This is a genomic window from Hymenobacter segetis (assembly GCF_038448715.1).
Taxonomy (GTDB): Bacteria; Bacteroidota; Bacteroidia; order Cytophagales; family Hymenobacteraceae; genus Hymenobacter; species Hymenobacter segetis.
The window spans coordinates 1-14,604 of record NZ_JBCEVZ010000001.1 but is presented as its reverse complement, the minus strand read 5'-3'; the positions used below and the strand labels follow the sequence as shown (position 1 = coordinate 14,604).

Annotated in this window: 7 protein-coding genes; 4 read left to right on the top strand and 3 right to left on the bottom strand. The window is 62.1% G+C overall.

Going from position 1 to position 14,604, the window contains the following annotated elements; translation table 11 throughout:
- Nucleotides 1-63 precede the first annotated feature (63 nt).
- Genes xylA through AAFH49_RS00025 form a run of 3 tightly spaced genes read right to left on the bottom strand, consistent with a single transcriptional unit; the run spans nt 64 to nt 4,654 of the window.
- A complete protein-coding gene (xylA, locus tag AAFH49_RS00035; protein ID WP_342295012.1) occupies nt 64-1,392 on the bottom strand; it encodes a xylose isomerase in 1,329 nt (442 codons plus the stop codon).
- Between the two features lie 42 nt (nt 1,393-1,434).
- Nucleotides 1,435-2,946 (bottom strand): FGGY family carbohydrate kinase, encoded by a 1,512-nt coding sequence (locus AAFH49_RS00030; protein WP_342295011.1) that lies wholly within the window; start codon nt 2,944-2,946, stop codon nt 1,435-1,437.
- 49 nt (nt 2,947-2,995) lie between these two features.
- A complete protein-coding gene (locus AAFH49_RS00025) occupies nt 2,996-4,654 on the bottom strand; it encodes a glycoside hydrolase family 43 protein (RefSeq protein WP_342295010.1) in 1,659 nt (552 codons plus the stop codon).
- A gap of 536 nt (nt 4,655-5,190) precedes the next feature.
- On the opposite strand from AAFH49_RS00025, the gene AAFH49_RS00020 reads away from it, so the two are divergent.
- The 4 genes from AAFH49_RS00020 to AAFH49_RS00005 form a co-directional block, all read left to right on the top strand.
- The gene (locus AAFH49_RS00020) at nt 5,191-6,951 is read left to right on the top strand and encodes a T9SS type A sorting domain-containing protein (protein WP_342295009.1); all 1,761 of its coding nucleotides are present in this window, start codon (nt 5,191-5,193) and stop codon (nt 6,949-6,951) included.
- Between the two features lie 43 nt (nt 6,952-6,994).
- Nucleotides 6,995-10,288 carry a SusC/RagA family TonB-linked outer membrane protein gene (locus AAFH49_RS00015; protein ID WP_342295007.1) on the top strand — a complete coding sequence of 1,098 codons (3,294 nt, stop codon included), beginning with the start codon at nt 6,995-6,997 and terminating at the stop codon, nt 10,286-10,288.
- Between the two features lie 19 nt (nt 10,289-10,307).
- Nucleotides 10,308-12,155 carry a RagB/SusD family nutrient uptake outer membrane protein gene (locus tag AAFH49_RS00010; RefSeq protein WP_342295004.1) on the top strand — a complete coding sequence of 616 codons (1,848 nt, stop codon included), beginning with the start codon at nt 10,308-10,310 and terminating at the stop codon, nt 12,153-12,155.
- A gap of 152 nt (nt 12,156-12,307) precedes the next feature.
- A partial coding sequence (locus tag AAFH49_RS00005) for a glycoside hydrolase family 95 protein (RefSeq protein WP_342295003.1) occupies nt 12,308-14,604 on the top strand: 2,297 nt, incomplete at its 3' end.

Genomic DNA, 14,604 nt, shown 5'->3' with positions numbered 1-14,604 from the left:
CACCACACGCGAGCTGCTTCGGCGGCGCACCGCAGGACGGCCTTTGGGTCCGGTCGAAAGGCGCTAGATGTAGCGGTTCAGCAGGTTTTCCATATACTCCTGGCGGCCGCTGATGATGGCGGGCTCGCCGTTTTCGGCGGCGTAGTCGCGCAGCTGCTCCAGCGTGAGCTGGCCCTGCTCGAAGGCCTTGCCCGCGCCGCTGTCGAAGGAAGCGTAGCGCTGCTGGCGAATCTGCTTGTAGTCAGATTTTTGCAGCACGTTATCGGCCGTAATGAGGGCGCGAGCGAAGAGGTCCATGCCCCCAACGTGGGCGTGGAACAGGTCCTGCACGTCGGTCGAGTTGCGACGGATTTTGGCGTCGAAATTGATGCCGCCGCCCTGCAGGCCACCGGCTTCGAGCACCACCAGCATGGCCTCGGTCAGCTCGTAGATGTCGTTCGGGAACTGGTCAGTATCCCAGCCGTTCTGGTAGTCGCCGCGGTTGGCGTCCATGCTGCCGAGCATGCCGGCGTCGGCGGCCACCTGCAGCTCGTGCTGGAAGGTATGGCCGGCCAGCGTGGCGTGGTTCACCTCCAGGTTCAGCTTGAAATCACCCAGCAAATCGTATTGGCGCAGGAAGCCGATGACGGTGGCCGCGTCGTAATCATACTGGTGCTTGGTGGGCTCCATGGGCTTGGGCTCGATGAAGAACGTGCCCGTGAAGCCGTTGCGACGGGCGTAGTCCTTGCAGGTGTGCAGGAACTTGGCAAAATGCTCCTGCTCGCGCTGCATGTTGGTGTTCAGCAAGGACATATAGCCCTCACGGCCGCCCCAGAACACGTAGTTTTCGCCGCCCAGCGCAATAGTGGCGTCAATGGCCGCCTTCACCTGGGCCGCCCCGTGGGCCAGCACGTGGAAGTCGGGGTTGGTGGCCGCGCCGTTCATGTAGCGGCGGTGCGAAAACAGGTTGGCCGTGCCCCAGAGCAGTTTCAGACCGGTTTCGCGCTGCTTTTCCTGGGCGTATGCCACCATGGTCTGGAGGCGGCGCTCGTTGTCGGCCACGTCGTTGGTGTAGTCCACCACGTCCACGTCGTGGAAGCAGTAATACGGCAGGTTGAGCTTGGTAAGGAATTCAAAAGCGGCATCCATCTTGGCCTTGGCGGCGGTGATGGGGTCGCGCTCGGTATCCCACGGAAACAGGTGCGTAGGCTCGCCAAACGGGTCGGCCCCGCTACCGTTGAAGGAGTGCCAGTAGGCCCCGGCAAAACGCAGCCAGTCTTTCATCGGCTTGCCAGCCACCACACGCTCGGCATCGTACCAGCGGAAAGCCAGCGGGTTATCGGATTCCAGGCCCTCAAACTTGATTTGTGGGATGCTGGAAAACAAAGTTTTTTCGCTTGTGAGGATGCTCATATTAGGGGTATTTTAAAGGTTCGTATGAAATGATTCGGCGTGTTATGCCGGCTGGTGTTGGGATATAGCTGCCAGATTTAGCCGGCTCATCAGCAGCGCTTTCCATTGCTGATACGCCTGCTCGTAAATATCGACTTCGTCATCGGGCTCAATGGTTTGCAGGCGCTCCATGCGCTGAAAAGCCTCAGCGGGTGTGGTGTAAGCCCCTACCCCAATGCCCGCGCCCAGCGCGGCGCCCACGCTGCCATCGGTCTGGTACAGCTCTACCGTGAGGCCGGTGGCATTAGCGAAAGCTTGGGCGAAGACCTCGCTCAGAAACATATTGGTTTTGCCGGCCTTCACCACCGTGGGGTGCAGGCCGTTTTCGCGCATCAAATCCAGGCCGTAGCGGAAGGCGAATGCCACGCCTTCCTGCCCGGCGCGCAGCAGGTGGCCGGGCGTGTGCAGATTCAGGTCGATGTTGTGCAGGTGCGCGCCGACCTGCTGATTAGCCAGCATGCGCTCGGCGCCGTTGCCGAAGGGCAGGCAGAGCAGGCCGTCGGAGCCGGCGGGCACGGCGGCAGCGCGCTCGTTCATCTCGGGGTAGCTCAGCTGCGGACCGGCAATGCTCTTCATCCAGCGGTTGAGGCTGCCCGTGCCGTTGATGCACAGCAGTACGCCCAGGCGGGGCTGCTCAGCGGCGTGGTTGACGTGAGCAAAGGCATTCACCCGCGACTGCGCATCGACAAACAGCTGGTCGGTCACGGCATAAATCACGCCCGAGGTGCCGGCCGTAGCCGCCACCTCGCCCGGCTCCAACACACCCAATGACAAGGCGTTATTGGGCTGGTCACCCGCCTTGTAGGTCACCGGAATGCCCGGTCGCAGCCCCAGCTCTGCGGCCACCGCCGCCAGCACCCGGCCGTGCGCCGCAAAAACCGGCTGCACCGGCGGAATCAACTCCTTGTCAAACCCGAAAAAGCGGAACACGTCCTCAGAAAGCGCGTGCTCGGCAAAGTCCCAGAAAATGCCTTCCGACAGCGCCGAAATGCTGGTAGTGGCTTTGCCGGTGAGCTGCAGGGCCAGGAAGTCACCGGGCAGCAACACCTTGTCGATGCGGGCGTACACCTCTGGTTCCTCGGCTTTCACCCAGGCCAGCTTGGCGGCGGTGAAGTTGCCCGGCGAGTTGAGCAGATGCTCCAGGCTGCGGGTTGCGCCGATGGCGGCGAAGGCCTCCTCGCCGTAGGGCACCGCCCGGCTATCGCACCAAATGATGGCGTCGCGCAACACGTGCTGCTGCGCATCCACCACCACCAGGCCGTGCATCTGGTAGGCAATGCCGATAGCGCCAATCTCCTGCGGGTCATAGGCTTGGGTGGCATTGGCTTTCAGAATAGCCTGCCGCACATCGAGCCACCACTGGCGCGGGTCCTGCTCAGCCCAGCCGGGCTGGCGGGTCAGAATTTCGCGCTCCGTGTCGGGGTAGCTCACCGAGGCCAGGCACTGGCGCGTGTCGGCATCTACCACCGACACCTTGACGGATGAAGTTCCCAGGTCTATTCCGAGCAGCAGCATAGTTGAAAATCAATGAGTAAGAACAGGATAACAAGCCACTACAACCGGCTTATTTATCAATGCGAAACCAGTCAACATCGGCGCTGCCGGCATCGTTGAACTTGGCCGTGCGCGAGCAGAACAAGCCCACCTTCGCGCCAATCCACTTGCCTTCGCGGGCTATGAACTCCGCCCCGAGCGGCTGAAAAGTCTGCCCATCGAAGCTGTAGCTGAACTGGCATTTGGCCCCGGCCTTGGTAGTCACGCGCAGGTAGAGCGGCTTGCCGGCCAGCGCGGCGGGCACCTCCACCGGGGCCGTCGTGGTTTCCGGCTTCAGCTTGTCGGCATCCTTGCAAACCGTTTGACTGAGCTGCAGCTTGCCTCCCTGGTTGGTGAGTGAGAGGTACGCATAATCAAGCCCCATCATCATCAGACCCACTTTTTCACCTTCGATGCGCGACGTGAACGTCAGTTTGGTGGTGACAGTGAAGGTTTCAGCGGGCAGCTTTTGCAGCAGCAGGTTGGGCACCTGCCAGTAGTTTTTGAAGCCCTCGGGCAGAGCTACCGAATACAGGCGCAACTGGCCCTGCGCCGGGTTCAGGTAGGCCCAGTAGTCCTGCGGGTTGGCGTGCCACTGCCACTGCAGGCCCAGCTTAGCGGCACTGAACTCGTCGGAGGTGGGCGGCGTGGCCAGCGGCTGCGCGGGGCTCTTGATGCGGGGCTTGCGGTGCGTGAGCACGGGCTGGCCCTTGCCGTCGCCGTCCGGGTCTTCGCCAATTACGGGCCAGTCGTTTTTCCACACCATAGGCTGCAAATGCACCACCCGGCCATAGGCGCCCTGGTCCTGGAAATGCAGAAACCAGTCCTCGCCCGCATCGGTGTCTACCCACGCACCCTGGTGCGGACCGTTGATGGGCGTTTTGCCCTGGTCCATTACAATCTTCTCTTCGTAAGGCCCGTACACGTTCCGGGAGCGCAGCACCAGTTGCCAGCCAGTGGGCACGCCACCGGCCGGCGCGAAGATGTAGTAGTAGCCGTTGCGCTTGTAAAACTTCGGGCCTTCCAGCGTGGGGTGGCCGGCGTGGCCATCAAATACCAGCACATCATCACCGGTCAGGCGCTGTCCGTCGGGGCTCATCGGGCTCACGGCCAACACGGTTTTGATGCCGGCCCGCGAGCCCGCAAAACCGTGCACCAGATAGGCTTTGCCGTCGGCGTCCCAGAGCGGGCAAGGGTCAATCCAGCCGCTGGCCTGCTTCACGCACACCGGTGCCGACCACGGGCCGGCCGGGTTCTTAGCCTTCGTGACGAAGATGCCTAAATCCGGGTCGGGGTAGTAGATATAGAACTCCTGGTTGTGGTAGCGAATGGCGGGCGCCCACACGCCATTGCCGTGCTGGGGCTCGCGGTAGCGGGCCAGCGGCGGCTGTTGCTTAAACACCGCCCCAATAATGGACCAGTTCACCAGGTCCTTGGAATGCAGGATTTGCAGGCCCGGCACCGCGTTGAAGCTGGAAGACGTGAGGTAGAAGTCGCTGCCAACCCGCACTACGTCGGGGTCGGAATAGTCGGCGTAGAGCACCGGGTTTTTATAGGTGCCATTACCTAGGTCGGGTACCCAGACTTTGGAAACGCCGGGCGGCAACGACTGCGCCTGGCCATCCTGGTGGTAGCTCCCTACGAGTGCTAGCAGCAGGATAAACCGGTAGCGGATACTACTCTTTGCCATAAAAGGAAGCAGGAAGCTATAGAGCGGATGGAAGCACTTCATGATTGAGCAAAGCTATCGAAACAGCTGCTGAATGAGTCATTAATTGATTCACAAATTAACGACTCTTTTATGATTTTATACAATTCGGTATCGATACCGCATTGTTGAACCAATCGAATTTAGCAGCCAATTATCTGTACTGTGTACACATTCTTTGATTTGTGATAAGACAGTCAAAATAATAGTACTTTACTTATTTTTGGCTCGATTATATCGAAGCAACGAACGCATGACTGCTAATTTTTAATTGCAATCAATTGTATAGCAGCATCTTTTACATTCGTTAAGAAGATATTTAATACGCTCCTGCAAAAGCAAAAACCACTTCGCCCCGCTCCCTTTACATATTGAATCATCTTTCGGCATCGTTCCCGGCATCGTTCCCGACGATTTATATCCCAACTTTGTTGTTTCTATTAAAAATGATATTCACATTTACTTCATGAAGGCTGAGTCCACACTTTCATTCCATCCTTACCCCACCCACCCGGACCATGAAAAACAGACCGAGCAACAGTCAAAAGCTATTGCATTCCAACATCGGTGTTATCCCCGTATTTGCGGCCCTGTTTTTCGGCGCGCTGACTGCTCAAGGCCAGCGGCTCATTGCTTTTCCGGGGGCGGAAGGAGCTGGGAAGTACACCTCTGGCGGGCGCGGTACGGCCGCCGCCCCAACCACAGTGTATGAGGTGACGAGTCTGGCCGACACCAATACGGCGGGCACGTTACGCTACGCGCTGAGCCAGTCGGTCACCACTGTGCCCAACCGCACGGTGGTGTTTCGGGTGTGTGGCACCATCCACCTGCTCACGCAGCTGCGCATTCCGGCCAATACCACGCTGGCGGGCCAGACCGCTCCCGGCGATGGCATTTGCCTGGCCGACCGGCCCGTAACGGTGAACGGCAACAACGTGCTGGTGCGCTTCGTGCGTTTCCGCATGGGCGACCGGTATCAGAACCAAGGCATGGTAGATGGTGCCGGCTCCGATGATGCTTTTGGGGGCCGCTTCAATGTGAAAACCATGGTGGACCACTGCACCATGAGCTGGAGCACCGACGAGGCCTGCTCCTTTTACCAGGGCGACAGCACTACGCTGCAATGGAATCTGATTTCGGAGCCGCTGGACTATTCCTACCACTTTGAAGCGGGCGATACCGATTTTGAGCACCACGGATTTGGCGGGGTGTGGGGCGGGCGGCACGCATCCTTCCACCACAACCTGATTGCGCATTGCAAGGGGCGCATGCCCCGGTTCTCGGGCAGCGGCGGCCTTACGCCAGCAGTGGCCGGCGCGGAAATGGCCGATTTCCGCAACAACGTCATCTACGACTGGGGCTCCTACAACACCAACGGCGGCGAGGGCGGGGCCTACAACCTGGTGAACAACTACTATAAGTATGGCCCGGCCACTTCCAGTGGCTCGACCAGCGGCGTGGCCATCAAGTCCATGATGTTTTACCCGTTCTTCAGCGCGGCCCTACCCTTCCCGCAGGCCTACCTGAGCGGCAACTACGTGGACAATTACCCCGCCGTGACCCGCAACAACTGGCTGGGCGTGGCCCCCGGCAGCGCCCCCCGCTCCGATACCACGCGCATAAAGGTGACCGTGCCGTTTGCCACCACGCCCCTGCCCACCCAAACGGCGCAGGATGCCTACACGGCCGTGCTGGCCCAGGCTGGCTGCGTGCTGCCCGTGCGCGATGTGCTGGACCAGCGCATTATCAACGACGTGCGCAACCGAACCGGCGGGCTGATTGACGTGCAAGGGGGCTACCCGGCTCACGTTACGCCTTACAGCGTGTCGCAGGCGGCCTGGCCGGTACTAAGCTGCGGCACCGCGCCCGCCGACTCGGACCACGACGGCATGACCGACGCCTACGAAACTGCCAACGGCCTGAATCCTAACAACGCCGCCGACCGCCAGGGCGTGGCCGCCAACGGCTACACGAACCTCGAAAATTACCTCAACGGCATTGCCAGCGTGCTGCTGACTACCAAAGCCGCCGAAGGGAAAATGGGCCTGGAAGCCTACCCCAACCCGGCTACGGCGCAGTGCCTGCTACTACACCCGGCCGTGGGCCGCGAGGCCAGCATTTCGCTGTACTCGGCCACGGGCCAGCGGGTGGCCACGGTGGCCTGCGCACCCGGCACCCAGCAAACATCGCTCGACCTCCACGGCCTCGCAGCCGGCCGCTACCTGGTGCGCTACACCAGTGGCGCAACTCAGTTTGCGGTGCCCCTGCTCAAGGAATAGCCCTGCTTCAGATTCAAAATTCCCACTCTCAATGACCTTTATTATGAAACGAAATTTCCTGCTTTACTGGCTTTTGTTCTGCCTGAGCATTAGTCTGGCGGCGGCCCAAAACCGCTCGCTTTCCGGCACGGTGAAGGATGCCAAGGGCGATGCCCTGCCCGGCGTGACCGTGCTGGTAAAGGGTACCACCAGCGGGGCCTCGACCGGCCCTGATGGCCGCTTTCAAGTGGCCGTGCCGGCGGGCACTGCGGCCCCTACGCTGGTATTCAGCTACGTGGGCTTCCTGTCGCAGGAAGTGGCCGTGGGCAGCGGCACCACCTACGACGTGACCCTGACGGCCGACAACAAGCAGCTCGACGACGTGGTGGTGATTGGCTACGGCTCGGTGCAGCGTAGCGAGCTGACGGGGTCGGTATCATCGGTGAGCGCTGCCCAAATCAAGGATATTCCGGTAAACTCCGCCGCCGAGGCCCTTACGGGCCGACTGGCCGGGGTGCAGCTCACGTCATCGGAAGGCACGCCGGGGGCCAACGTCACCATCCGGGTGCGCGGCGGCGGCTCTATTACCCAAGACAACTCGCCGCTGTACGTGGTGGACGGCATTCAAATTGAGAATGCTTTGAACGTGATTTCGCCCCAGGACATTGCCTCGGTGGATGTGCTGAAGGACGCGGCTTCTACGGCCATTTACGGCGCTCGCGGGGCCAATGGCGTGGTTATTATCACCACCAAAAACGGGATTGAGGGCCGCACTACGGTGGCGTACAGCGGCTTTGCCGGGGTGCGGCGGCTGGTGAAAAGCCTGGACGTACTGAAGCCCGGCGAATTTATCGACCTGCAATACGAGCGCGCCGCACGCAGCAGCGCGGATTTGGCCGCGTTTCGCGGGGCGTATGGCTCGCGAAACTTCCTGAGCGATACGCTGGCGCGGGCGCGGCAGTCGCCGTTTACCGACTGGCAGAATGAGGTGTTTGGGCGCGATGCCTTCCAGCAAACCCACAACCTGACGGTGTCGGGCGGGGGCAAGGGCACGGTGTACTCGCTGAGCCTGACCAGCAACCGCGAGCAGGGCATTCAGCTGGCCTCGGACTTCGACCGCAAGCTACTGAACTTCCGCCTCGACAACAAGGCTACCGATAAGCTGCGTCTTGGCTTCAACGTGCGTTTGAACGACCAGACCATCAATGGGGCCGGCACGGCCAGCGGCGGGCTGGCCAGTTCGTCGCGCCTGCGCAACACGGTGCAGTACCGCCCCTTCACCACCAACCTGGGCACCGGCGTAGTGCTCGACCCTACGCAGGAAGACGAGGAATACTACATCCTGAGCGGCGGCAACAACGGCTTGATTAACCCAATCGTGCTGGCCAATTCGGAGTATCGCCGCGACGGCCAGCGCCTGGTGAACTCCAGCGCTTACGTCAACTACAACTTCACCAAGAGCCTGAGCTTCCGCTCCACGGTGGGCATCGACTACCGCGCCACCCGCACGGAGGCATTCAACAGCAAGGTGACCGGCGTGGCCCGCCAGAACGGCAACCAGCCCACGGCCTCCATCGGCACGGGCACGCAGTTCACGCTCAACAACTCGAACGTACTGACCTACAAGCTGTTTTCCAAAAGCAAGCACAGCTTCGACGTGTTGCTGGGCCAGGAAGTGTACCAGACCCTGAACAACTCGCTCAACATCTCGGCCTTCTACCTGCCCACCGACATCGAGCCCGAAAAGGCGCTGGCCAACTTCAACCAGGCCCAGGCTCCGGCCGGCTTCGTGCAGCCCTCCCCCACCACCAACGAAGACCCCAACCGCATTCTGTCGGGCTTCACCCGGGTGAACTATGCCTATGATGATAAATATCTGTTTACGGGCACGATGCGCGTGGATGGCTCGTCGAAATTTGCGGAGGGCAAGCGCGTGGGCGTATTCCCGGCGGCTTCGGTGGCCTGGCGCTTGTCGAAGGAAACCTTTATGCAGCCCCTGACAGCCGTGTCGGACCTGAAGCTGCGCCTGAGCTACGGCCTGGCCGGCAATAACCGCATCAGCAACAACCTGTTCCGCGAAACCTACTCGACCAGCGGCGTGGAGTATTCCGTTGAAAACGGCCGCACGCCGGGCCTGGCCACCTCGGCCCTGGCCAACCCCAACCTGAAATGGGAAACCACCCACTCCCGCAACCTGGGCGTGGACCTGGCCCTGTTCAGCAACCGCGTGCAGCTCACCGCCGACCTCTATTACAACTCGACCTACGACCTGCTCATTGCCCAGCCCGTGCCCGTGACGTCGGGCTACGCCACGCAGCTGCGCAACATCGGCGAGACGTCTAACCGCGGCATTGAGCTGCAGCTGAGCGGCACGGCGGTACGGACCCCAGACTTCACCTGGAACATCAACGGCAACATTTCCTTCAACCGCAACCGGGTGGAGGACCTGGGCGGCCAGGCTTATTTGCCTGGCATCAACTCGGGCTGGACCAGCGACACCGGCACCGACTACCTGGTGCAGCCCGGCAAGCCCGTGGGCCTGATGTACGGCTACGTGTCGGACGGCTTTTACAAAGTGAGCGACTTCAACGCCACGCCCAACGGCAGCGGCGGCTGGAACTACGTGCTGAAGGACGGCGTGCCGAACAACAACGGCGTGGTGGCCGACAACACCGGCTACACCGTGCCCACCGTGACCGGCGTGCCGGCCCCCAAGGGCGGCTACCTGCAGCCCACCCCGGGCGCCATGAAGTTCAAGGACATCAACGGCGACGGCGTGGTGGACACCAACGACCGCACGGTGATTGGCAACGCCAACCCCAAGTTCACGGGCGGCCTCAACCAGCAGTTTGCTTACAAAGGGTTTGATGCCAGCATGTTCCTCAACTTCGTGGTGGGCAATGACATCTACAACGCCAACAAAATCGACTTCACCAGCGGCTACAACGCCAACCAGAACGTGCTGGGCCTGATGCGCGACCGGTTTCGCACGATTGATGCCGCCGGCAACCTCGTGACCGAGCCCACGGCCCTGGCCGCCCTCAACGAAAACGCCCAGGTGTGGCGGCCCACCCGCGGCCGCTACCTGCTCAGCTCCTGGGCCATCGAGGACGGCTCGTTTCTGCGCGTGAACAACATCACGGTGGGCTACTCGCTGCCGAAGTCGATTATTCAGCGCGCCAAGCTCACGCAGTTGCGCTTTTACGTGACGCTGAACAATGTGTACACCTTCACCAAGTACTCGGGCTACGACCCCGAGGTGAACACCCGCCGCGGCACGCCGCTCACGCCGGGCGTCGACTACGCGGCCTATCCGCGCAGCCGCGCTTTCCTGGCCGGCCTGAACCTGACCCTTTAATTCCCACCCGCTTCCTGATATGAAATCTTCCTTCATCCTTCGCGCCGCCCTGGCCACCAGCTCTTTGTTGGGTGCCACGGGCCTGCTCACGGCCTGCAAAGACTACCTCGACGTAAGCCCGGCCTCGTCCTACATTTCTGACGACGTATTCAGCAGCGTGGCCAACGTGAACAGCGCCGTGATTGGCGCCTACGACCCGCTGTCGGGCGACAACGGCTACGGCGTGCGCCTCTCCACGGGCTACCCCTCCGACACCGACGAGGGCCAGAACCGGGCCGGCGCGGCCGACGGTGGCAGCCGCGACATCAACCGCTACCGCGTGACGGCCGGCACCACCGAGCTGATTGGGCCCTTCACCACGCTCTACCAAGGCGTGGAGCGCGCCAACATCTGTATACAGAACATCCCGCAGATGGCGCTCTATAAAAACGGCACCGCCGCCGAGCAGAAGGCCCTGCGCCGCGCCTACGGCGAAGTGCTGGCCCTGCGGGCGCTGTACTACATGGAAATAGTGCGGAACTGGGGCGACGTGCCGGCGCAGTTCAAGCCCTCTTCGGCCTACACCGACCTGAACCTGCCCCAGACCCCGCGCAACGAGATTTACGACCAGATTCTGGGCGACCTCGCCCTGGCCTCGAAGCTGTTGCCCTGGCGCCGGGAGTCGGACGTGAACGCCTACGAGCGGTTCACCAAAGGCGCGGCCAAGGCCCTACGCGCCCGCATTGCCCTGGCCCGCGGCGGCTGGCGTTCCAGCGCCCGCACCGGCCAGATGGAACGCCCCAGCGACTACCTGACCTACTACACCATGGCCCGCGCCGAATGCGACACGCTGCTGCAAAACCGCAGCCAGCACACCCTCAACCCCAGCTACGAGCAGGTGTGGCGCAACATCAACGAGGCCAAGTTCGACACGCAGTACGGCGAAATCATGTTTGAAGTGGGCATGGGCTCGGGCTCGGCCGCCTCGGACAGCAAGCTGGGCTACAACAACGGCCCGCGCCTCGACGTGGCCTCGAAATGGGGCCAGGGCGGCGGCTCCTACACCATCAACCCGAACTACTTCTACACCTTCGACTCGACTGATGTGCGCCGCGACGTGACTGTGACGCTCTACCAGACCGTGGCCGCCACGCCCAACACCCAAACCAGCACCACGCTGAACGCCTTGCGCGACGGCAAATTCCGCCGCGACTGGCGCGTGCCGCTGCTCACCGGCTCGTCGCAAACTCTGGGCCTGAACTGGCCCATTGTGCGCTTCGCCGACGTGCTGCTGATGTTTGCCGAAGCCCAGAACGAACTGGCCGACCCCGCCACGGCCTACCACGGCACCACACCGGTGCAAGCCCTGGAAGAAGTACGCCGCCGGGCCTACCCCGCCAGCCGCTACGCTGCCCTGCCCACCACCCAGGTGGGCACCAAAACCGGCTTCTTCGACGCGCTGGTGAAAGAGCGCCTGCTCGAATTCGGCGGCGAAGGCATCCGCAAATACGACCTGATTCGGTGGAACCTGCTGGGCGCGAAAATCGCCGAAGCCAAGGCCATCATGACCGATATCCGCAATGGCACGGGCATCGGGGCCAGAGTTCCGCTGTATGTGTACGGCTACGCCGTGAACGACCAACTGCGCTACGTCCGCTCGCTCTACCGGCCGTTTGACGTCAGCACCAACACCATTCCGATTCCGGGCTCCACCGCCACGGCAGCCAAATTCAGCTGGCGCCAGGCGCTGACGGGGGGGACGACGTCCACGTTCATCGACCTGTTTGCCGCCAACTACGTGCCCAATTCGGGCGACGAGCTGCTGGCGTTCCCGCAAACCGTGGTTGATTCCAACCCCAACCTCAAGCAGAATTTCGGCTACCTGTAAGCCTGAAACGACATGAACAGCCTCATTCGGGTGGGAGTCCAAATGGGGGCTGTTCGGGCAACTCCAACCGGTGCTGTAAACGAGCATCGGGTGGGGTTGCCCACCGTTTTTTTCGCCCTGTTCGCTTGCTTTTTCCACGTTATTCTTTCCTGATGAAAGTAGTGCCGCTGCGCCGGAAGGCCTCCACGTACCTGTCCATCGGCCTGGGCCTGTTGGCGGCGGGCGTATCGCCCGCTGCTGCCAAACCATTGCCAGTCACGCCGCTCAAGCTGTGGTACGACCACCCGGCCGCCAACTGGAACGAGGCCCTGCCTATCGGCAACGGCCGGCTGGGCGCAATGGTCTTCGGCACGCCCGAGCGCGAGCGGCTACAGCTGAACGAGTCGACCATCTGGGCCGGCGGCCCGAACAACAACGTGAAGCCCGACGCGCTGCCCATCATCCGGCAGTTGCGCGAGCAGCTGAAAGCCGGCCAGCAGGTAGAAGCCCAGGCCCTGGCCCAGGAAAAAATGCTGCCGCAAGGCAACAGCGGCATGCCCTACCAGATGGCGGCCAACCTCTACCTAACCTTCCCCGGCCATGAAAAAGCCACCAGCTACTACCGCGACCTGGACATTGGCCGCGCCGTGGCCTCGGTGAGCTACCAGCTGGACGGCGTGAGCTACAAGCGCGAAATGTTCAGCTCGTTTCCCGACCAAGTGATGGTGGTGCGGCTGACGGCCAGCAAGCCGGGCAAAATCGACTGCCAGCTCAGCGAAGAAACGCTGGTAAAATCCACCCTGCGCACCGAAAATAATCAGCTGATTCTCGACGGCAGCGGCAACGAGCACGAAGGCCAGCCCGGCCAAATCAAGTTCCAGACCCGCGTGCAAGTGGTGGCCGAGGGCGGCAAAGTGCTGGCCGAGCCGCAGGGCCTGCGCATCGAGCACGCCACCAGCGCCACGCTCTACATTTCCATCGGCACCAATTTCATCAACTACCACGACGTGAGCGGCGATGCTGCCCAGCGGGCCAGCGCCTACCTGGCCCAGGCCGTGGGCAAGCCCTACGAGCCCGCCCGGGCCGCGCACGTGGCCGCCTTCCAGCAGTATTTCAACCGCGTGAGCCTGAGCCTGGGCGTGACGCCCGCCGCCCAAAAGCCCACCGATGTGCGCCTGGCCAACTTCGCCAACGGCCAGGACCCCGCCCTGGCGGCCCTGTATTTTCAGTACGGCCGCTACCTGCTCATCAGCTGCTCGCAGCCGGGCGGGCAGCCGGCCAACCTGCAGGGCATCTGGAATGACAAGTTGAAAGGCCCCTGGGACAGCAAGTACACCGTGAACATCAACACGGAAATGAACTACTGGCCCGCCGAGCCCACCAACCTGCCGGAGATGCACCAGCCGCTCTTCGCCATGCTCAAAGACCTGAGCGTGACCGGCCAGCAAAGCGCCCGCACCATGTACGGCGCCCGCGGCTGGGTGATGCACCACAACACCGACATCTGGCGCATCACCGGGCAAGTCGATAAGCCCAATTACGGCCTCTGGCCGATGGGCGGGGCCTGGCTCTCGCAGCACCTCTGGGACCATTACCAGTTCACCGGCGACCAGGCTTTTCTGCGCGAATACTACCCCGTGCTGAAGGGCGCGGCCACCTACTACGTGGATGCCTTGCAGGAGGAGCCCACACACAAGTGGCTGGTGGTGAGCCCGTCGATGTCGCCCGAAAACTCTTACCAGCTTGACAATACCAAAATCAGCATCGTGGCCGGCACCACCATGGACAATCAATTGGTGACGGACCTGTTTTCCAAAACCATCCGGGCCAGTGAGCTGCTGGGGACCGATAAGGCCTTTGCCGATACACTGCGCACCATGCGGGCGCGGCTGGCCCCCATGCAGATTGGCCAGTACGGGCAGGTGCAGGAGTGGCTGCAGGACCTCGACAACCCCAAGGGCACGCACCGGCATATCTCACACCTCTACGGCCTGTTCCCGAGCGGGCAGATTTCGCCCTACCACACGCCCGAATTGTTCGAGGCCGCCCGCGTCACGCTCACCCAGCGGGGCGACATTTCCACGGGCTGGTCGATGGGCTGGAAGGTGAATTTCTGGGCGCGCATGCAGGACGGCAACCACGCGTATAAGCTGCTCACCAACCAGCTGCGCCTCCTGCCCGGCACCGTGGAAAAGGTGAACGAAGCCACCGGCGGCGGCACCTACCCCAACCTGCTCGACGCCCACCCGCCGTTCCAGATTGACGGCAATTTCGGCTGCACCTCGGGCCTGGCCGAGCTGTTTGTGCAGAGCTACGATGGTGCTATCGACATCCTGCCGGCCCTGCCCGATGCCTGGCCCACCGGCGAAGTACGCGGCCTCGTGGCCCGGGGCGGCTACGTGGTGGACCTGGCCTGGGAGCAGGGCAAAGTCACCCGCCTGCACATCACCTCCCGCCTCGGCGGCAACTG

Bases quoted from the DNA above. Each gene is read 5' to 3' on its own strand.
- AAFH49_RS00030 (WP_342295011.1), bottom strand. From the start codon at position 2,946: ATGCTGCTGCTCGGAATAGACCTGGGAACTTCATCCGTCAAGGTGTCG.
- xylA (WP_342295012.1), bottom strand. From the start codon at position 1,392: ATGAGCATCCTCACAAGCGAAAAAACTTTGTTTTCCAGCATCCCACAA.
- AAFH49_RS00015 (WP_342295007.1), top strand. From the start codon at position 6,995: ATGAAACGAAATTTCCTGCTTTACTGGCTTTTGTTCTGCCTGAGCATT.
- AAFH49_RS00020 (WP_342295009.1), top strand. From the start codon at position 5,191: ATGAAAAACAGACCGAGCAACAGTCAAAAGCTATTGCATTCCAACATC.
- AAFH49_RS00010 (WP_342295004.1), top strand. From the start codon at position 10,308: ATGAAATCTTCCTTCATCCTTCGCGCCGCCCTGGCCACCAGCTCTTTG.
- AAFH49_RS00025 (WP_342295010.1), bottom strand. From the start codon at position 4,654: ATGGCAAAGAGTAGTATCCGCTACCGGTTTATCCTGCTGCTAGCACTC.